Origin of the sequence: Nocardioides sp. JS614 (assembly GCF_000015265.1) — a bacterium.
Classification (GTDB): domain Bacteria; phylum Actinomycetota; class Actinomycetes; order Propionibacteriales; family Nocardioidaceae; genus Nocardioides.
Genome location: NC_008699.1, coordinates 4509008 through 4528133, shown reverse-complemented (window position 1 = coordinate 4528133; position 19126 = coordinate 4509008). Strand labels below are relative to the sequence as shown.

General features: G+C 72.9%; 16 protein-coding genes and 1 tRNA gene. 13 read left to right on the top strand and 4 right to left on the bottom strand.

Going from position 1 to position 19126, the window contains the following annotated elements; translation table 11 throughout:
• Window positions 1–240: 240 nt before the first annotated feature.
• On the bottom strand, window positions 241–981 hold the full coding sequence (locus tag NOCA_RS23150; protein WP_049774462.1) for a YoaK family protein: 741 nt from the start codon (window positions 979–981) through the stop codon (window positions 241–243).
• Window positions 982–1182: 201 nt separating this feature from the next.
• Here NOCA_RS23150 and NOCA_RS23145 point away from each other — a divergent pair, with 201 nt between their 5' ends.
• From NOCA_RS23145 to NOCA_RS28525, 7 genes are all read left to right on the top strand, one after another.
• The gene (locus tag NOCA_RS23145) at window positions 1183–1947 is read left to right on the top strand and encodes a TenA family transcriptional regulator (RefSeq protein ID WP_011757710.1); all 765 of its coding nucleotides are present in this window, start codon (window positions 1183–1185) and stop codon (window positions 1945–1947) included.
• Between the two features lie 130 nt (window positions 1948–2077).
• On the top strand, window positions 2078–2404 hold the full coding sequence (locus NOCA_RS23140) for a Rieske (2Fe-2S) protein (RefSeq protein WP_011757709.1): 327 nt from the start codon (window positions 2078–2080) through the stop codon (window positions 2402–2404).
• Window positions 2401–3612, top strand: coding sequence for an NAD(P)/FAD-dependent oxidoreductase (locus NOCA_RS23135; protein ID WP_011757708.1), 1212 nt, complete (start codon window positions 2401–2403; stop codon window positions 3610–3612). Before NOCA_RS23140 ends, NOCA_RS23135 begins: the two co-directional genes overlap by 4 nt.
• Window positions 3605–5050: an aldehyde dehydrogenase family protein gene (locus NOCA_RS23130; protein ID WP_011757707.1), complete on the top strand. Its 1446-nt coding sequence runs from the start codon at window positions 3605–3607 to the stop codon at window positions 5048–5050. The genes NOCA_RS23135 and NOCA_RS23130 overlap by 8 nt, the downstream gene beginning before the upstream one ends.
• Window positions 5051–5060: 10 nt before the next feature.
• The gene (locus NOCA_RS23125; RefSeq protein WP_011757706.1) at window positions 5061–5462 is read left to right on the top strand and encodes a Rieske (2Fe-2S) protein; all 402 of its coding nucleotides are present in this window, start codon (window positions 5061–5063) and stop codon (window positions 5460–5462) included.
• Complete coding sequence (locus NOCA_RS23120) at window positions 5462–7081, top strand: gamma-glutamyltransferase (RefSeq protein ID WP_041546863.1); 1620 nt, start codon at window positions 5462–5464, stop codon at window positions 7079–7081. The genes NOCA_RS23125 and NOCA_RS23120 overlap by 1 nt, the downstream gene beginning before the upstream one ends.
• A gap of 103 nt (window positions 7082–7184) precedes the next feature.
• A complete protein-coding gene (locus tag NOCA_RS28525; RefSeq protein WP_011757704.1) occupies window positions 7185–7682 on the top strand; it encodes a RidA family protein in 498 nt (165 codons plus the stop codon).
• Window positions 7683–7690: 8 nt separating this feature from the next.
• On the opposite strand, the gene NOCA_RS23110 is transcribed toward NOCA_RS28525, so the two are convergent.
• On the bottom strand, window positions 7691–8143 hold the full coding sequence (locus tag NOCA_RS23110) for a GlcG/HbpS family heme-binding protein (RefSeq protein ID WP_011757703.1): 453 nt from the start codon (window positions 8141–8143) through the stop codon (window positions 7691–7693).
• A gap of 128 nt (window positions 8144–8271) precedes the next feature.
• Here NOCA_RS23110 and NOCA_RS23105 point away from each other — a divergent pair, with 128 nt between their 5' ends.
• Window positions 8272–9930, top strand: coding sequence for a PucR family transcriptional regulator (locus NOCA_RS23105; protein ID WP_011757702.1), 1659 nt, complete (start codon window positions 8272–8274; stop codon window positions 9928–9930).
• A gap of 13 nt (window positions 9931–9943) precedes the next feature.
• Here the strand turns inward: NOCA_RS23105 and NOCA_RS23100 are convergent, their stop codons facing one another.
• Window positions 9944–11356: an MFS transporter gene (locus NOCA_RS23100; protein WP_011757701.1), complete on the bottom strand. Its 1413-nt coding sequence runs from the start codon at window positions 11354–11356 to the stop codon at window positions 9944–9946.
• 227 nt (window positions 11357–11583) lie between these two features.
• Here NOCA_RS23100 and NOCA_RS23095 point away from each other — a divergent pair, with 227 nt between their 5' ends.
• On the top strand, window positions 11584–13296 hold the full coding sequence (locus tag NOCA_RS23095) for a hypothetical protein (protein WP_011757700.1): 1713 nt from the start codon (window positions 11584–11586) through the stop codon (window positions 13294–13296).
• Between the two features lie 75 nt (window positions 13297–13371).
• Here NOCA_RS23095 and NOCA_RS23090 read toward each other — a convergent pair.
• A tRNA-Lys gene (locus tag NOCA_RS23090) sits at window positions 13372–13444 on the bottom strand.
• Window positions 13445–13756: 312 nt separating this feature from the next.
• On the opposite strand from NOCA_RS23090, the gene NOCA_RS23085 reads away from it, so the two are divergent.
• From NOCA_RS23085 to NOCA_RS23070, 4 genes are read left to right on the top strand one after another with little or no spacing between them, the layout of a single operon-like run.
• On the top strand, window positions 13757–14572 hold the full coding sequence (locus NOCA_RS23085) for an FAD binding domain-containing protein (RefSeq protein WP_011757699.1): 816 nt from the start codon (window positions 13757–13759) through the stop codon (window positions 14570–14572).
• A complete protein-coding gene (locus NOCA_RS23080) occupies window positions 14572–15075 on the top strand; it encodes a (2Fe-2S)-binding protein (RefSeq protein WP_011757698.1) in 504 nt (167 codons plus the stop codon). Before NOCA_RS23085 ends, NOCA_RS23080 begins: the two co-directional genes overlap by 1 nt.
• Window positions 15068–17551, top strand: a complete 2484-nt coding sequence (locus NOCA_RS23075) for a xanthine dehydrogenase family protein molybdopterin-binding subunit (RefSeq protein WP_011757697.1) — start codon at window positions 15068–15070, stop codon at window positions 17549–17551. Before NOCA_RS23080 ends, NOCA_RS23075 begins: the two co-directional genes overlap by 8 nt.
• Window positions 17548–18663 (top strand): ring-opening amidohydrolase, encoded by a 1116-nt coding sequence (locus NOCA_RS23070; RefSeq protein ID WP_011757696.1) that lies wholly within the window; start codon window positions 17548–17550, stop codon window positions 18661–18663. The genes NOCA_RS23075 and NOCA_RS23070 overlap by 4 nt, the downstream gene beginning before the upstream one ends.
• Window positions 18664–19126: the final 463 nt, after the last annotated feature.

Sequence of the window (19126 nt, the reverse complement as noted above, 5' to 3'; positions counted from 1 at the left end):
CCGGAGAACGCCCTGGTCAATCCCGCGTTATGGTCGCGGACGTCACTGGTCTGGTCCACCGGTGCGCGCCCGGCCCGGGCCGGCGCCGTGAGCCGGCGCGGAGATCGGGCCCCGAAATAGAGTGAACCGCCGGCGTCTCGGGTCACCGACGGTTCAACAGTCCGAGAGGTTAGGGGCACCGGGCGTTCGCGCGCACCTGTTTCCGGTCAAAGCCCGCGACTGGAGTAGACCGGTTTCCGGTCAGCCTGCGTCGACAACCAGGCGCAGGCGGGCGGACCGCCGGGCGACGGCGAGCACCAGGGCGAGGGTCCCCAGCTGGAGCGCCGGAACGGCGACCGGTGCCGTGGCCACGAGCAGGGTCGCGGTGGCGGCGCCGGCGACCAGGCCGAGCAGGATCCAGAGCGAGTGCGCCACCTCGCGCAGCGGGCGTCCGGAGACCAGCCGGATCACCACGGCGGTGAGGGTGCCGGTCAGGTACGTCGTCGACAGGCCGGACACCCCGAACCGCTGGATCGCGCTGCTCTGGAGCCCGAGGGCGGCGGCGTTGAGCCCGAGCAGGGGCAGGAAGGCGACCTCGGGCGGCTCGCTGCCCAGCGCCCACCACCCCGCGGCGAAGCCGGTGAGCAGCGCCAGCTCGGCGGTGAGCGCGACGGTCACGGCGCGGGGCCAGACCGGGTCGCCGGACGCCGCCGTACCGGCCGTCCGGGCGCCGAGGGCGGCGCCGAGCACGAAGCTGCCGATGGCCGTCAGGGTCAGGGCCAGCGCGGTCAGGTCGGTGTCGGCGACCGCGATGCCGGTGAGCACCAGGTTGCCGGTCATCACGCTGGTGAAGGCGCTGCCCAGGGCGAGGAAGCCGATCGCGTCGGTCGCCCCGCTGGTGACGGCCAGCACCACCACCAGGAGATCGCGCAGCGTCCGCGGCGTGAGGGTCTCGGCGGTCGGGATCCGGCTGGGCCGCAGGACGGGAGAGGGCGGGGTCACCCCGCGGACTGTGCCAGCGGCCGGGCGCCGCCGCCCTGGCCAAGCAGCCCGAAATTCGGGCTGGAACATGTGCACGACGTACATGGCCTGGTCGGGGTCGGTCTTCCTACGGTGGCACTCCCCGCACACCAGCCGTCCCCCGGCACCCCGGCCCGAGCGCCGGCGCCGGGACCGAGACAGGACTGAGAAAGGCACGCCGAGATGACCGAACTTCTCTCGCACGACGAGTTCCGGGTGGCACTCCAGGACGCCATCAAGGGCCGGGAGGCCTCGAACGCCTCCTTCAGCCAGGCCTGGGCCGACGGCAAGCTCCAGCGTCACCACTTCGCCCGCTGGGCGGAGAACCACTACCACTACGTCGGGCCGTTCGCCGACTACCTGGGCTACATCTACGGCAACACCCCGGACCACTTCACCGACGCCAAGGACTTCCTGCTCCAGAACATGTACGAGGAGGAGCTCGCCGACATCCGACACACCGACCTGCTGATCCGATTCGGTGAGGCCTGCGGCACCACCCGGGCGGCGATCGAGAACCCCAACAACGCCAACGCCGTGACCCGGGGCCTGCAGGCGTGGTGCTACGCGACCTCGATGCGCGAGCACTTCGCCGTGGCCACTGCAGCGCTGGTGGTCGGGCTGGAGTCCCAGGTGCCGCAGATCTACAAGAAGCAGATCGTGCCGCTGCGCGAGACCTACCGGTTCACCGAGGACGAGATCGAGTTCTTCGACCTGCACATCACCTCCGACGAGGTCCACGGCGAGCGCGGGTACCAGATCGTCCTCGAGTGCGCGGACACCCCGGAGCTCCAGCAGCGCTGCCTGCAGTACGTGCGCTGGGGTGCCGAGATGCGGTTCAGCTACACGCGGGCGCTCTACGACACCTACGTCGCCCCCGACCTGGACCCGCGCCGGGCCGAGGAGTCCGAGGTCGTGATGGTCGACGAGCTGCTCGGGTCGGCCTGACCGACTGACCCGAACCGGGTGCCGGGTGGACGTCGCAGCGCGGCGGCGACCACCCGGCACCGGCTGCCCGGACCACGAGGCCCACAACACGGGGCCCAGCACGAGGCCCGATGATCGAAGGGAGCTGTCGGTGACCAGCTGGCACCCGGTGGCGAGCGTCAAGGACCTGGAAGCACGCAAGAAGACGGCCGTCGAGGTCGACGGCACGACGATCGCGCTGTTCTACATCCGCGGCCACGTCTACGCGCTGCACGACACCTGCATCCACGAGCAGCGGCAGCTGAGCAAGGGCGCCGTCCTGTTCGGCAAGGTCGTCTGCCCGGGCCACCAGTGGAAGTTCGACCCTGCGTCGGGGGAGCCCGACGGCCAGGACGGCTGCCAGCCGACGTACCCGGTGCGGGTGGCGGAGGACGGGACGATCTCGGTCGCCCTCGAGACCTCGGTGGTGACCCGATGAGCGACCCCACGGTGGTCATCATCGGCGGCGGCCAGGCCGGCGCGGTCGCCACGCGCGCCCTGCGCCGCAAGGGTCACGCCGGGCGGATCGTCCTGGTGGGCGAGGAGCCGCTGCGGCCCTACCAGCGCCCGCCGCTCTCGAAGGAGTACCTCGCGACCGGTGACGCCTCCGGGCTCGACCTGCTCCCCGAGACCTGGACCGAGGAGAACGACGTCGAGGTGCGCACCGGCGCCCGAGCCCTGAAGATCAGCGCCGCCGACGCCGGCGTGCTCCTCGACGACGGTACGACGCTGCCCGCGGACCGGGTGCTGATCGCCACGGGCGGCCGCCCGCGGCGGCTCGCCGACGCCGACGGCGACCGGGTGCGCTACCTGCGCACCCGCGCGGACGCCGACGCCCTCGACGACCTGATGACGCCGGGCGGCCGCCTGGTCGTCGTCGGCGGCGGGTTCGTCGGCGCCGAGGTCGCCTCGACCGCGCTGGCCCGCGGGCTGCACGTGACCGTGCTCGAGGCGGCCCCGGTGCCGATGGGACGCGCACTCGGCGCGGAGCTCGGCGCCCGCTGCGGCCGGCTGCAGGTCGCCGCGGGCGTCGACCTCCGGCTCGACGCTGCGGTCGGGCGGGTGCGGCAGGAGGGCGACGAGGTGGTCGTGGAGACCTCGACCGGCACCGTCGCCGGTGACTGCGTGCTGGTCGGGATCGGCATGGTGCCCAACGACGAGGTCGCCCGGGACTCGGGCATCGAGACCGGCAACGGGATCCTGGTGGACGAGCACTGCCGCACGAGCCTGCCGAACGTCTTCGCCGCTGGCGACGTCGCCAACCACCACCACCCGCTGTTCGGGACCCGGATGCGCGTCGAGCACTTCGACAACGCCAGCCGGCAGGCCGCGGTGGCGGCCGACAACCTGCTCGGCCGGAGCACCGTCTTCGACGACCCGCACTGGTTCTGGTCCGACCAGTACGGCGCGAACCTGCAGTTCGTCGGCCACGCCGAGGGCGCGGACCAGGTCGTCACCCGCGGGGACCCCGAGTCCGAGAGCTGGTCGGCCTTCTTCCTCCGCGAGGGCCGGGTGCGCGCCGCCTTCGCCCTGAACCAGGGCGAGGACGTCGCCGTCGCTCGCGAGCTGATCGCGCTCGGGATCGCCGTACCGCCGGGGACGCTCGCCGACCCCGACGCCGACCTGATGGAGGCCTTCGATGAGTGAACCGGAGCTGCGGGGCAACTTCGTCGGCGGGCACTGGGTGGGCGCCTCGGGCGGGCGCACCTTCGAGCGCCGCAACCCCGCCGACCCCGCCGACGTCGTCTCGGTCGCGCCCGACTCCGACGCGACCGACGTCGACCAGGCCGTCGGGCACGTCGCGACCCACTACCGCGAGTGGGCCGAGCTCGCGCCCGAGGTGCGCGCGGACGTGCTGTGCCGGGCCGCCGACCAGCTCGAGCAGCGGGCCGACACCCTGGTGGCCGAGCTGGTCCGCGAGGAGGGCAAGACCCGGGCCGAGGCCCGGATGGAGGTGCGCCGGGCGCCACAGAACCTCCGGTTCTACGCCGGCGAGGCCCAGCGGCTGACCGGCGAGACGTTCCCGACCGGGGACGGGAGCATGGTGCTGACCCTGCGGGAGCCGGTCGGCGTGGTCGCGGCGATCACGCCGTGGAACTTCCCGCTCAACATCCCCTCCCGCAAGCTCGGCCCCGCGCTCGCCGCCGGCAACGGCGTCGTGTTCAAGCCCAGCGAGGTCACCCCGCTCCTCGGGCAGCGGCTGGTCGAGGCCCTCGTCGAGGCCGGTGTCCCCGGCGGCGCGCTGGCCCTGGTGCACGGTCACGGCGAGGTGGGCAAGGCCCTGGTGTCCGACACCCGGATCGACGCGGTCACGTTCACCGGCTCGACGGCGGTCGGCGAGGCGATCCACGCGAACGTGCCGCCGTGGGTGCGCTGCCAGCTGGAGATGGGCGGCAAGAACGCGGTCGTCGTCTGCGACGACGCCGACCTCGACAAGGCCGCCGCCATCGTCGTCCGCGGCGCGTTCGGGCTCAGCGGCCAGGCGTGCACCGGGACCTCCCGGGTCGTCGTCTACGAGAGCGTGCTCGGCGGCCTGCTCGACCGGGTGATGGAGGCCGCCCGCGACGCCGTGCTCGGCAACGGTCTCGACGACGGCGTGACCATGGGGCCGCTGGCGACCGAGGCGCAGCTCGCGAAGTACCACTCCTACCTGGCCTGGGGGCGGGGGAGCGACGCCATGCTCGAGACCCCGCGGTACGGCGCCGACCCGGACGGCGGCTTCTTCGCCCGTCCCGCGATCTTCTCCGGCGTGCGGCCCGACAGCCGCCTGGCCCAGGAGGAGATCTTCGGCCCGATCCTCTCCTTCCTCACCGTGGGCGGGTACGACGAGGCGGTCGAGGTCGTCAACGGCACGCCGTACGGGCTCTCCTCGGGCATCGTCACGACGAGCATGGCGACCGCGATGGCGTTCGCCCGCGATGCGCGGACCGGATTGGTCAAGGTCAACCAGCCGACCACCGGGATGGCGATGAACGCGCCGTTCGGCGGGATGGGGAGGTCGAGCACGCAGACGCACAAGGAGCAGGCCGGCGCCTCGATGATGGCGTTCTACACCCACGACAAGACGACGTACTTCTCAGCGTGAGGATGCAGCGATGACCGAATCAGTCGACCAGACCGACGTGCCCAGCGAGGAGGTCGTCTTCCACCGTGTCGCGCGGTCGGGGCAGGTGCCCGAGGGCTACGTACGGCGCTTCTACGTCGGCGAGCTGGAGTGCGCGATCGCCCGGCTGCGCGGCCAGGTCCACGCGACCAGCAACTACTGCACGCACCTGGACTGCCTGCTCAGCAGCGGCAAGCTCGTCGACGACGGCATCCGGTGCTCGTGCCACGGCAGCGTCTTCGACCTGGAGAGCGGCGACCCGATCTACCCGCCGGCCACGGTATCGATCCGGGTCTACCCGGTCCGCGAGGAGGACGGGGAGGTCTACGTCGGCGTCAGCGAGGCCGACGTCGCCGACGGCGGGCCGCGGCGCCGCAAGCTGCGTCGGGACTGATGGGCCGCGGACCCGACCCGGTGCCGGTCGCCCGGCGACCGGTCCTCGGGACCGGCGGCGTGGTCACCTCGAGCAGCCCGTTCGTCTCGCTGGCCGGCGCCCGGGTCCTGGCCGACGGCGGCACGGCGATCGACGCGACGCTCGCGATGGCGGCCGTCGCCTGGATGGTGCTGCCCGGCCAGTGTGGCCTCGGCGGCGACGCGTTCGCGATCGTCCGGGAGCCCGACGGCGAGGTCTGGACCGTCAGCGGCAGCGGTTTCGGCCCCGACGGGGGGACGCCGGAGCTCTACGCCGGGCTGGGCCTCGACGCACTGCCGCTGACCGGGCCGCACGCGGTCGCGGTGCCCGGCGCGCCGGCCGCCGTCCGGACCCTCCAGGGCCGGGCCACTCGTGGCCTCGACGAGCTGTGGGCACCGGCGCTCCGGCTCGCCCGCGAGGGCGTCGCCGCGAGCGCCAAGACCCGGGCGGACGTCGGGGAGTTCGCCGCGGCCCTGGACGCCGACCCCGGCGCCCGGGCCGCGTTCCTGCCGGGCGGAGTCCCACCCGAGGTCGGTGCCCGGCTGCGCCAGGCCGACCTGGCGACCACGCTGGAGCGGCTGGCCGCCGACCCGGACGCCTTCTACACCGGCTGGTTCGCCGACCGTGCGGTCGAGCACCTGGTCGCGAGCGGGGCGCCGTACTCCGGCGCCGAGTGGGCCGCGGTCGCGCACGCGCCGGTGGCGCCCGCCATCGCCACGGCGTACGGCGGCGCCCGGCTGCATCAGACGCCGATGCCCTCGGCCGGGTGGATGGTGCTCCAGCAGGCGGCGCTCTGCGACGGGGAGCTGGTCGGGTCGGAGCAGCTCGGGGCGCCGGCCGTGCACTGGCTGGCCGAGGCCGCGGCCGCGGCGTTCCGCGACCGGTTCGCCTCCTGCGGCTCGGACACCGACGCCTGGCAGCGGACCCTGGACCCGGCCGCGCTCGAGCGGACCCGCGCCGCGATCCGCAGCCGGGACCGGGTCGGGCCGGCGCCGATGCGGGTCGCCGGCGACACCACCTCGACCGTGTGTGTCGACGCCGACGGCCGCGCCGTCAGCTTCATCCACTCCCTCGGCTTCACCTTCGGGGCCCGGCTGAGCGTGCCCGGCACGGGCGTGATCCTCAACAACCGCCTGGGCCGCGGGGCCTACCTGATCGACGGCCACCCCAACGAGGTGCGCCCGCGCCGCAAGCCGCTGCACACCCTCAACGCGTGGCTCCTCGACGAGCCCGGTGTCGGTCTGCTGCACGCCGGCAACTGCCCGGGCGGGGACGGTCAGGTGCAGTGGAACATGCAGGTGATCAGCCACCTGGTCGACCACGGCGACGACCCCCAGCGTGCGGTCTCGCTGCCCCGGTTCACCGTCTTCCCGGGCTCGGACGCGGACGTGGTCGGGCGCCGCCGCGAGCTGCGGTGCGAAGGCGGCATCCCCGCGACGACGCTCGAGACGCTGGGGGCGTGGGGCCACGACGTGGTCCCGGTGCCGGTGCAGGTCGGCGGGCCCGGCGGGTCCGCCCTCGCGATCTCGATGGACCACCGACACGGGTGCGTGCGCGCCGGCGCCGACCCGCGCATGGAAGGAGTGGCGCTTGCCGTCTGAGCCTCGATCCACCGATTTCCGCCTGCTGCGCGCCCCCATCTGGGCACGCTGGCTGCGTTGCCGACGCTCGATAGACGCTCGGTATGGCTTCGCGCCGGACGCCTTGCCAGCGCACCCATCTGGTGACGCTCGCGACGCCGCAAATCGGTGGATCGAGGCTGAGACCACCGGTCGGCTTCCCGACCGACCGCGGCCGCAGGGCCGCTACGTCCCCGCGTTGGCCGAGGCCGGCCTGATCCTCACCGCGGGCATGACGCCGCGCGTCGACGGCGTCCTGCAGTACGCCGGCCAGGTCGGCGGCACGGTCTCCGTCGACGAGGCGCGGACCGCTGCCGGGATCGCTGTCGCGAACGCGGTCGCGGCCGCGGCCGGGGAGGCCGGGTCGCTCGACGCGATCGGCCGGGCGCTGCGGATGACCGTCTACGTGAACGCGGTCGGCGGCTTCACCGAGCACTCCCGGGTCGCCGACGGCGCGAGCGAGCGGCTGGTCGAGCTCCTCGGTGAACGCGGCGTGGTCGTCCGCACCGCGGTCGGGGTCGCGTCCCTGCCGGGCGGGGCGTGCCTCGAGGTCGAGCTCACCTGCGCCCGCGCCCGGCCGTGAGCCGCGCGCTACTGCGGCGGGTGCGCAGCGACGTGCTGCGCGAACGCCTCCAGCGCGGCCGCGCCGACCGCCTTGTCCTGCTCGCCGTTGCCGCCGGAGACCCCGACCGCGCCGACGATCTGGCCGTCGTACTCGATCGGGAAGCCTCCGACGAAGATCGCGAACTTCCCGGGCAGCATGTGGCTGATGCCGAAGGCCTCGTTGCCCGGGAGGGCCGGCCCGTTCGGCGGCTCGTTGAACTTGTGGGTGGCGCGCTCGTGGCCGGCGGCGGTGAAGGCCTTCGCGATCGCGATGTCCACGCCGGTCAGCCGGGCGCCGGGCAGCCGGTGCAGCGCGATCACCTGGCCGCTCTCGTCGACCACGCAGATCGTCTGCCGCACCCCGATCTCCTCGGCCTTCGCCCGGGCTGCCGCCAGCACGGGAAGGGCGTCGTCGAGGGTGATCCTGAAGATCTTGTGCATGCTGGCGCGCTCTCCTCACCTGGGTCGGCCACGGTCGGCCGCAGTTGCCCCAGACTCGCGAACCGCGTCGCCCGGGACAAGGGCAGATGTGCCAAATCCGATCCGCTTTCTTGCCCTAAGGTGCACATGTGTCGGACCCCCACGGCGAAGTGACCCTCGAGCGGCTCCTCGACGAGCGGCTGCTCCAGGGCGCGGTGCTCGTCGCCGGCGCAGACCCCGGCGTGGCGGTGCGGTGGTGCCACTCGCTGGCCGACCTCGAGGACCCGCCGCGCGACCTGGACCTGGTCGCGGTGATGGCCCGCCCCGAGCAGCTGACCGCGACCGTGCTGCAGCGGCTGGTGGCTGCCGGCGCGGCCGCGGTCTTCGTGCTCGCCTCCTCCGAGGCCGACCGGTCGCCGCCTGCGGTGCCGGGGTTGAACGTCGTCGTCGTGCCGCCGGGCGTGCCGCCCCGGGCGCTGGCCGAGCTGGTCGCCCGCCTCGGGCTGGCCCACGAGAGCCACGTGCTGCAGTACGCCCAGCGGGTGCACAGCGCGCTGGCGCAGCTGCTCCATCGCGGCGCCGGCGTCTCGGCGCTGTGCACCCGGATGTCGCGGCTGAGCAACTGCTCGGTGGCCGTGATCGCGACCGACCTGAGGATCCTGGCCTTCGACCAGGGGCCGAACCCGTGGATGCACGCCTCGATGGTCGCGGCGACCGTCCGGGAGCTGCACGAGCGGCTGCTCCAGGAGGACGTCTCGGCGGGGCCGGTGACCCTGGAGACGTCGATCGGCGACAACGAGGTCGTGTGCGTGGTCGGCGCCATCGAGCTGGCCGACCACCGGGAGGGGTGGATCGCCGTCATCAACGCCGACGACTCGCCGCACGGGCACGACCTCGCCGAGCACCGCGTGGTGGTGGAGCAGGCCGCCACCATCGTCGGCACCGAGCTGCTGCGGCTGCGCAGTGTGGAGCGCGCGGAGGAGCGGGCCCGCGGCAACTTCGTGCACGCGCTGCTGCACGGCCGGTTCTCCAACCACGCCGACCTGGTCGCCCGGGCGTCGCACCACGACTTCGCCGTCGAGGGCCGCTACGGCGTCGTGATCGCGCGCAGCGCCGGCCTGATCGCGGAACGCGACGCGCCGGTCCGGCTCGCCGAGATGGCGCGCGAGGCGCTCCGCGTCGCACCCGTGGACGACCGGCAGACGCTGACCGCCGTGGTCGGGGACGTGCTCGCGGTCGTCCGGCAGGTCTCACCGGCGGGCCGCACGCATCCGGACCCGACCGCCCACGAGCTGCGGGACTACGCGACCGGCCTCGAGCGGCGCCTGGCCCGGCTCCTGCAGCGCCCGGTCCACGTGGCCTACGGCCGTCCGGTGAAGGGCGCCGAGCAGATCGTGCTCAGCTACCGCGAGGCCCGGATCGCCCTGGACCTCGGCGAGCGGCTCCGGATGGAGCGGGTCTGCGGCTTCGCCGACCTCCGGGTCGACTCGGCGCTGCTCGGGCTCGCGCGCGAGCCGGCCGGCAAGAGCTTCTTCACCGACGTCCTCGAGCCGCTCCGCCAGGATCGGAGCGGGACGCTGCTCGACGTCGCCCGGGAGTACGTCGCGGCGGGGGGCAACGTGAACGAGTCGGCGCGGCGACTCGGGATCCACCGCAACACGATGCTGTACAAGCTGGACCGGATCTCGCGGCTGCTCGAGCGGGACATCCGCGAGGCGGACACCCAGTTCACGATCTGGCTCGCCCTGCGGCTCTCGACGCTGGCCGCGACCGCCGAGCTCGTCGACCGGGACGTGAGCTCGGGCTGACCGCTCCCGGACGTCAGACGGACGGTGTCACCTGTCCCACCGTCCGCATGGCGTCCCGAGACCCCGGGCCGGGGCCCGGGTCGGCGGCCGGGTCGGGGCCGACGAACGTCGCGGCCAGCCCGCAGCAGGCGACCACCGCGCAGCCGAGGAAGAGCACCAGGTACGCGCCGTGGGGGTAGACGAGCGCCACCCAGGCGGCGGCCGCGCCCGAGCCGGAGAAGCGCAGCATGCTGAACACGCCCAGGGCCGCGCCGTACCGCCCCGCCGGCGAACGGGCCGCGCCCGCGGCGGCCGGGGTCTGCACCATCGCCATGCCGAGCCCGGCGAGCACCATCAGCGCCACGATCGTCGCCCGCACGCCGGACCCGACGCCGTGCGAGGCGGCCAGGCCGATGCCGGCGGCGGCCAGGATGATGATCAGCAGGCCCGACCGGAGCACCAGCCGGGGCGACTTGCGATCGCTGAGCCGGCTGACCACGGGCGCGGACACCGCCATCACGAGCGGGAGCGTGAAGAAGACCATCCCGGCCACACCCGGTGACATGTCGAGGGGCCCGGTGAAGAACAGCGGGAGCGCGACCAGCACCGAGCCGAGCATGAACATCTGCGCGAACGCCGCCAGCGAGCTGCGCAGGAACCGGCTCTCCAGCATCAGGGCGACCGGCACGATCGCGGTCACCCGACCGCGGGAGACCACGCCGTACCCGAGGACGCAGAGCACGCCGGTCACGGCCATGGCGGACGTCGCCGCCAGGGGGAACGAGCGCTGCGCCGCCGCGGTCAGGGCGACCAGGACCAGGCCGACCCCCGAGGTCAGCAGGATGGCCCCGGGCAGGTGCAGCGGCGAGGGCCGGGGCGGGAGCGCGGGGACCAGCCGCCACATGCCGGCGATGACCACGGCGCAGGCCACCGCGAGGATCGCGAAGATGTAGCGCCAGCCGAGCAGGTCGGCGACGACGCCGCCGGTGGGTGGTCCGATGGCCTGGCCGATCCCGTTGGCGGCGGCCCAGGCGCCCATCATCCGGGTCATCCGGCCCGGGTAGAAGCCGGCCAGCAGGCCCATCACCATCGGTGGGATGGCCGAGCAGGCCAGGCCCTGCAGGGCCCGCAGCGCGATCAGCGCCGGCAGGTTGGGAGCGACCGCGGCGAGTACCTGGGCCACGAGCATCAGGACCAGCGCCCAGACCAGCGCCCGCTTCATGCCGACCCGGTCCCCGAGCCAGCCGGCGAGCGGCATCGCGACCGCGAGGGTCAGCACGAACGCGCTCACGCACAGCACGCTCGAGGCCACCGACGCATCCAGGTCGGTCGCGATCGAGCGCAGCGGCACGTTCACGACGTTGTTGCACATCGTCCCGAGGACGGTGACGGCCAGGAGGGTGATCCGGACCAGTGCGCCGGGCGGACGCTGCCCACCTGGGTTCACGCGACGCTCCTCGAGACGGTGATCCGGCACCGGGTCGTACCGGTCCGGACCGGAGGCGGCGGACCCGGGCGGATCCCGGGGACGTCAGCCATTATCTCGGGAGGCGACGCCACCGGGCACCCGCCAGCGTGCACAAGAGAAGCAGTGGCCGTTGGGCAACGTGTACATAGACCGACCCGACGGTGGAGAGCAGGCTACGCAGCACCCGCAGAGCCCTGGAGGCCTAGATGCATGACCTGACCGCCGCCCACTGGATCTATCTGATCGGTGTCATCACCATCCTCGTCACGATGCTGACCCGCAAGAACATCATCGTGCCCGCAGTCGGGTTCACCTTCCTGACCGCGGTCGTCTTCTCGCACAGTCTGCCGAAGGGTCTGTCGGCAGTTTTCAACGCCAGCCTGGTCGCCGCGCAGGAGCTGTTCAGCATCTTCTTGATCATCGCGTTGGTGACCGGCATGCTCGGCGCGCTGCAGGCGCTCGGCGCCGACCAGAAGATGGTCGCGCCGTTCAAGCCGGTGATGCGCAACGGCCACCTGGCGTTCTGGACCCTCGCGGTCGTGACCTACATGATCTCGCTGTTCTTCTGGCCGACGCCGGCCGTGCCGCTGATCGGCGCGGTGCTCATCCCCGTGGCGATCCGGGCCGGCCTGCGGCCGATGGCGGTGGCCTTCACCATCGCCATCGCCGGCCAGGGCATGGCGCTCTCGAGCGACTTCGTCATCCGGGTGGCGCCCGGCCTGTCCGCCACGGCAGCCGGTGGGAACGCCGACGTGGTCGCCAACCGCGCGCTGGTGCTGTCCCTGATCGTCGGTGGCGTCGCGCTGGCGATCGGCTACCTGCTCGAGTTCCGCAAGATGCGCCAGCCCGCCGACGTCCTGCTCGAGGAGTGGGAGCGCGGCGACGTGGAGTCGCTCGCGGCCGAGGAGGTCGTGATCGAGGAGTCGCCGACCATCGGCCACGGAGCCGCACTGGTGCACTCACCGCAGGCCGCCCAGGCCCACGCCCACGTGGCTGGGGGGACCGGCGACAGCGAGAGCGCGCTCGTGGGTGCCACTGGCACGGCGGTGCTCACCGAGCAGGCCGCCGGTGACGCGCACGGCAATGGTGGCGGCGCTGGCAACGGCGCGAGCAACGGCGCCCGGCGTGGCACCGGCGACGCGATGGCCGACCGGGCGCTCGGCGGCTCGGGCGGCGCGGCCGTCAGCTGCCCGGCCTGGATCACCAACACCTTCGCGGTCGCCGTGCCGGCGGCGTACCTCGCGCTGATCGTGTACCTGATCTACGGCATGTCCACCAAGGGCACCGACGGCGGGCTCAAGGGCGGCGACGCCGCCGCGCTCGTCGGCGGGATCGCGGCGATCACGATCTTCCTCGCGGCCTTCGCCGAGGGTCGCAAGACGTTCCTGGAGCGTTCCGCGGAGCACGTGGTCGACGGCCTGGTGTTCTCGTTCAAGGCGATGGGCGTGGTGCTGCCGATCGCGGGCTTCTTCTTCATCGGGAACGGCGACTTCGCCGGCCGCATCCTCGGCATCGCCGCGAACCCGGACGGCACGTCGGCGGCACCGGCCTTCCTGTTCGACCTGGTCCTCAACGCCCAGTCGCACATCCCGCAGAACGCCTTCGTCACCGCGTTCGGCATCCTGATCATCGGCATGATCGCCGGCCTCGAGGGCTCCGGCTTCTCGGGCCTGCCGCTCACCGGCTCGCTCTCCGGGACGCTCGGCCCGGTGGTCGGGGTCGAGCCGGAGACGCTCGCCGCGATCGGGCAGATGGGCAACATCTGGTCCGGCGGCGGCACCCTCGTCGCGTGGTCCTCGCTGATCGCGGTCGCCGGCTTCGCCCGGGTCTCGGTGATCGAGCTGGCGCGCATGTGCTTCATCCCGGTGGTCGCCGGACTCTTCTTGTCGACCATCGTGGCGGTGCTCGTGTTCGGTTAGCGCCGTCGAGGCGAGCGAAGGGGAGCGTCGGCCGCGGGCCGCGCTCCCCTTCGTGCTGGGTGGGTGGGCATGTAGTGGGCCCCGTGGGTCTCGAACCCACAACCCGCGGATTAAAAGTCCGCTGCTCTGCCAGTTGAGCTAGAGGCCCGGGCGGATCGGGACTCTGCTCCGGAGAATGCCCTCGATGGCTCCGATGTCGTTCCCAGGATCCAGACCGCGAGGAGACTGTACCCGCGCGAGGGACCGCCCGGTCGGCGCTCGTGCTCGTGCCGGGCCGGCGGTGCGTGGGCACCCGTTCGCGTGGCCGGTTCGGTTGCCAGGACACCGCCGGCCCGGCCAGACCCCGACCGGCGGCAGGCCCGGGACGAAGGTCTCTACTCGGCGGCGCGCGACCGTGGTCCGATCGGGGGTGTCTGCGGCGGCCGCGAGGGCCGGGCCGCACCACGCAGCGGGAGGCGGCATGGCGGCCAGGTTCGGCTATCGGGCTCCGACACAGCGCGACGAGCTGCTCCGGCTCCTGGGGGAGTACGGCGAGCGGGCGCGCGTCCTGGCCGGCGGGACCGACCTGCTCGGCGATGTCCGCGGCGGCCTCGCGCACCCGGAGGTGATGGTCGACCTCAAGCGGGTCGAGGGCTTCCGCGAGCTCGGCTGGAGCGCCGACGACGGGCTGCTGATCCGGCCCGGGGTGACGATCAACGACCTGCTCGAGGACGACCGGGTCCGCACGTCGTACCCGCTCCTGGTCGCCTGCGCGCAGGACCTGGCGTCCCACCAGATCCGCAACCGGGCCACGGTGATCGGCAACGTCGTCAACGCCTCGCCGTGCGCGGACATGGCACCCGCCCTGCTCTGCCTGGGCGCGCACGCGGTGCTCAGCTCGCAGGGCGGCCGGCGGGAGATCCCGTTCACCGAGTTCTTCACCGGGGCCAAGCGCACGGTGCTGCGACCCGGCGAGCTGCTCGAGGAGGTCGTCGTACCTCCGGCCGCCGCCGGCGCCCGCGGCTCCTACCGCAAGCTCAAGCGGATCAAGGGGCACGACCTGGGCATCGTCGGGGTCGCCGCACTGGTCGAGGACGGCGCGCTCCGCCTCGGCATCAGCTCCTGCGCCCCCACGCCGCTGCTCGTCGACGGGCTCGCGACGGACGCCCCGGTCGAGGAGGTGGTGGCCGCGGCGAAGGCGGCCATCAGCCCGATCAGCGACGTGCGCTGCACGAAGGAGTACCGGACCCACATGGTCGGCGTGTACGTGCGCCGGGCGCTGGCGGAGGTGGCGTGATGCTGATCTCGGTGACCGTCAACGGACATCTCTTCGAGCGCGAGGTCGAGGAGCACTGGACGCTGCTGCGCTTCCTGCGCGACGGGCTCGGCCTGACCGGGACCAAGGAGGGCTGCGGCGCCGGCGAGTGCGGCGCCTGCACCGTCGAGCTCGACGGGCGGACCGTGAACTCCTGCCTGGTCCTGGCCGTCGAGGCGGACGGCGGCAGCATCCGGACCATCGAGGGCGAGGCGGACCAGGGCCGGCTCTCGACCATCCAGGCGGCGTTCGCCCGCCACCACGCCGTCCAGTGCGGGTTCTGCACCGGCGGCATGGTGCTGTCGGTCCGCGACCTGCTGCAGCGCAACCCCAGGCCCACGGTCGAGGAGATCAAGGAGGGCATCGAGGGCAACTTCTGCCGCTGCACCGGCTACGAGCAGATCGTCGAGGCGGTCCTGGACGCCTCCGGTCAGCTCGACGACCCGACCAACCAGCCCGTGACGGGGGGACTGCGCCATGTCTGACCAGCTGCGCACCGTCGGCACCGATGTCCCCCGCGTGGAGACGGTCGAGAAGCTGACCGGCGACGCGCTCTACACCGGCGACCTGCTGCTGCCGGGCATGCTGCACGCGAAGGTCAAGCACAGCCCGCACGCCCGCGCCCGGATCCTGCGCGTCGACACCGCACGAGCCGAGGCGCTCCCGGGCGTCCACGCCGTCCTCACCGGCCACGAGCTCGACTACAAGATCGGGCTGTACGTCGTCGACAAGGACATCCTCGCCAAGGACGTGGTCCGCCACTTCGGCGAGGCGGTCGCCGCGGTCGCCGCGGAGACCCCGGAGATCGCGAGCGCGGCGGTCGACCTGATCGAGGTCGAGTACGACGTGCTCACCCCGGTGCTCGACCCGATGGAGGCGATCCGGGACGGGGCGCCGCTGGTGCACCCCGACCTCGGCAGCTATGCGTACGTCGAGGCCGCGTTCAGCCCGCAGCCCGGCACGAACGTCGCCCACGTCCAGAAGGTCCGCAAGGGCGACCTCGACCGGGGCTTCGCCGAGGCGGAGTGGGTCGTCGAGCGCGAGTACACCAACCCCTCCGTCCAGCACGTGCCGCTGGAGACCCACGTCGCGGTCGTGCAGTGGAAGGCCGGCGACCAGGTCACGATCTGGACCAGCGCCCAGTCGCCGTTCACCGTGCGCAACCTGTTCTGCACCGCGATGCGGCTGCCGCTCAACCAGGTCCGGGTGGTCGTCCCGCACGTCGGCGGCGGCTTCGGCGGCAAGGCCGGCATCCACCTCGAGCCGCTGGTGGCCTGCCTGTCCCGCAAGGCCGGCGGCCGCCCGGTGCGGCTGCAGGCGACCCGCGAGGAGGAGTTCAGCCTGCTCCCGTGCCGCAGCGCGCTCACCTACCGGATCCGGACCGGCGTCCGCTCCGACGGCACCATCACCGCCCAGCAGATGACGATGTACTGGGATGCGGGCGCGTACGCCGACTACGCCGTCAACGTGACCCGCGCGTCGGGCTACTCCGCGGGCGGCCCCTACGAGATCCCGAACGCGGCGGTCGACTCCTACGCGATCTACACGAACAAGCCGTACGGCACGGCGTACCGGGGCTTCGGGCACGTGGAGTTCTTCTGGGGCCTCGAGCGGCACATGGAGCTGGTCGCCCAGGCGATCGGCATGGACCCCCTGGAGTTCCGGCGCCGGAACCTGCTCCGGCCGGGCTCGCTGACGATGACCGGCGAGCGGATCACCGAGCACACCGGTGACCCGCGGGCCTGCCTCGACGCGGTCGCCGAGGCGATCGACTACGGCCGGCTCACGCCGGAGGAGGCCGCGCACGAGCGCAGCACCGGTCGCCGGATCGGCAAGGGCGTCGCCACGCTGCACAAGGCACCGGCGATGCCGTCGTTCACCGCGACGGCCGCAGTGGTGAAGATGAACTCCGACGCCAGCGTGGTGGTCAACATCGCGTTGATGGAGATCGGGCAGGGCTGCAACACCGCCCTCGCGCAGATCGTCGCGGAGCGGCTCCGGTTCCCGGTCGAGCGGGTCAAGGTCGCGGTCGAGCGGGACACCGACAAGGACCCCTACGACTGGCAGACGGTGGCCTCCAAGGGCCTGATCCTCTCCGGCAACGCCTGCCTGCTGGCCTGCGACGACCTGCTCCGGCAGGCCTACGAGGTCGCCGGCCAGGTGCTGCGCGCCAACGTCGCCGACCTCGACCACGACGCCGACCGGGTCTTCGTCAAGCACCGGCCCGAGGAGTCGGTCACCTTCGCCGAGCTCTCGGTCGGCTACGCCTTCCCGAACGGCAACGGCATCGGCGGGCCGCTGGTCGGGGTCGGGCGCTACATCGCCCAGGGCCTGACCAACCTCGACAAGGAGACCGGGCAGGGCCTGCCGGCGCTCGACTGGACGTACGGCGCGCACGGCGTGGTCGTCGACGTCGACCCCGAGACCGGCGAGTTCGACGTGCTGGCCATCTCCTCGGCGTACGACGTGGGCCGGGTCGTCAACCCGGGGCTGGTCCGCGGGCAGGCGATCGGCGGGATGGTGCAGGGCCTGGGCACGGCGCTGTGTGAGGGCTACATCTACGACCAGCAGGGCCGCCTGCTGAACCCGTCGTTCACCGACAACAAGATCCCGACCGCCCGGGACATCCCGGCCCGCATCGACAGCGCGGTCGTCGAGACCGCCCAGCTCGACGGCCCGTTCGGCGCCCGCGGGGTGGGGGAGCACCCGATGATCTCGGTCGCCCCCGCCATCGGCAACGCCATCCAGCACGCCACCGGCGCCGAGCTGCTGCACATGCCGATGCGCTTCGAGGACGTGTGGCGGGCGCTGCAGCGCCACGAGCCCATCGACAACTGGATCACCGAGACGCCGGTCGGCTCCTGCCGCTCGGACCTGCCCGGCACGAACGGGACGGCGCACCCCGCCGTACCCGTCGCGGACACCGGCCCCACCCACACCCCGGAGGTAGCACTGCCATGACCCGTCCGATCGAGGTACGCAAGGTCCCGATCGAGCACGTCAGCGACGCGGCCGGCCTGGCCGACCTGATCGACGCCGGCGTGTTCTCGGCCGACGACGTGATCGCCGTCGTCGGCAAGACCGAGGGCAACGGCGGGGTGAACGACTACACCCGGATCATCTCGACCCACGCCTACCGGGCGGTGCTGGAGGAGAAGGGCACCCGCAGCAAGGAGGAGGTCGCCCAGGTCCCGCTCGTGTGGTCCGGCGGCACCGACGGCGTGATCAGCCCGCACGCGACGATCTTCGCCTACGCGCCGGAGGGCCGGTACCTGCCGACCGACGAGCCGCGGGTGACCGTCGGCTACGCGATGAGCGAGGTGCTGCTCCCGGAGGACATCGGCCGCCCGGCCATGGTCGAGAAGGTCGCGGCGGGCGTCCGGGTCGCGATGGAGCGCGCCGGGATCACCGACCCGGCCGACGTGCACTACGTCCAGACCAAGACGCCGCTGCTGGTGCAGGACACGATCAACGACGCCGAACGGCGCGGCGAGACCGTCTACACCCACAACACGCTGGAGTCGATGGACGTCTCCAACGCGACCACGGCCCTGGGCATCGCGGTGGCGCTCGGCGAGATCGAGATGCCCACCGCGGAGCAGATCTTCCACGACCTCTCCCTCTACTCCTCGGTCGCCTCCTGCTCCTCGGGCGTCGAGCTCGACCAGGCGCAGATCGTCGTCGTCGGCAACGCCCGCGGCGTGGGCGGCCGGTTCCGCGTCGGCCACAGCATCATGAAGGACGCCCTGGACATGGACGGGGTCTGGGCGGCGATCCGGGACGCGGGCCTGGACGACATGCCCGTGGACTGCATCCACCCGCGGCACATCAAGGGCCGGCTGGTGAACCTGTTCCTCAAGTGCGAGGCCGATCCGACCGGGCGGGTCCGCGGCCGGCGTAACATCATGCTCGACGACTCCGACGTCGCCTGGCACCGGCAGATCAAGGCCTGCGTGGGCGGCGTGGTCGCCGCGGTCTCCGGGGACCCGATGAACTTCGTGTCGGTCGCCGCGGTGCACCAGGGGCCGTCCGGGGGTGGGCCGGTGATCGCGATCGTGGACCTGGAGGCCTGACCGCTTCGCCGGCGCGCCGCCGGTCGTCGGGTCGATCGAGATCCTCCAGGACGACGGGTCGCTGCCGCCGGCGTACCGGCCGCTGCTGGTTTCCGCGACGCGGCAGGCCGAACGGGTGCTGCAGCTCGCCGAGCTCACCGAGCCGGAGGACGTCCTGGGCGAGGCGCACGGCCGGGAGGTCCGCTTCAAGACCCCCCGCGGGGGGAGCCCGGTTCGTGGTCGCCCTGCCCGCGGTGGAGCGCCCGCCCAGCCCCGGAACGAGGCCGGCCCGGGGCCCCGGGGAGCACGCCGCGGAGCCTGTCCGACGTACCGTCGAGGGCTGATGTTCCCGGCCCGTCACGCCTCGGTCGCGGAACCTTCACCACGGCCCGTGAGATTTCCGGCCTCAGGGAGTTGGCGTGGGGCCTGGGATTGGTAGCCTGTGCAGTGCAACAGGTGCAAGTTCCAGCAGGTCTGACGCCCG

Coding starts and splice junctions, on each gene's coding strand:
- NOCA_RS23135 (WP_011757708.1), top strand. CDS start 2,401: ATGAGCGACCCCACGGTGGTCATCATCGGCGGCGGCCAGGCCGGCGCG.
- NOCA_RS23075 (WP_011757697.1), top strand. CDS start 15,068: ATGTCTGACCAGCTGCGCACCGTCGGCACCGATGTCCCCCGCGTGGAG.
- NOCA_RS23085 (WP_011757699.1), top strand. CDS start 13,757: ATGGCGGCCAGGTTCGGCTATCGGGCTCCGACACAGCGCGACGAGCTG.
- NOCA_RS23070 (WP_011757696.1), top strand. CDS start 17,548: ATGACCCGTCCGATCGAGGTACGCAAGGTCCCGATCGAGCACGTCAGC.
- NOCA_RS23130 (WP_011757707.1), top strand. CDS start 3,605: ATGAGTGAACCGGAGCTGCGGGGCAACTTCGTCGGCGGGCACTGGGTG.
- NOCA_RS23080 (WP_011757698.1), top strand. CDS start 14,572: ATGCTGATCTCGGTGACCGTCAACGGACATCTCTTCGAGCGCGAGGTC.
- NOCA_RS23095 (WP_011757700.1), top strand. CDS start 11,584: ATGCATGACCTGACCGCCGCCCACTGGATCTATCTGATCGGTGTCATC.
- NOCA_RS23110 (WP_011757703.1), bottom strand. CDS start 8,143: ATGCACAAGATCTTCAGGATCACCCTCGACGACGCCCTTCCCGTGCTG.
- NOCA_RS23145 (WP_011757710.1), top strand. CDS start 1,183: ATGACCGAACTTCTCTCGCACGACGAGTTCCGGGTGGCACTCCAGGAC.
- NOCA_RS23125 (WP_011757706.1), top strand. CDS start 5,061: ATGACCGAATCAGTCGACCAGACCGACGTGCCCAGCGAGGAGGTCGTC.
- NOCA_RS23120 (WP_041546863.1), top strand. CDS start 5,462: ATGGGCCGCGGACCCGACCCGGTGCCGGTCGCCCGGCGACCGGTCCTC.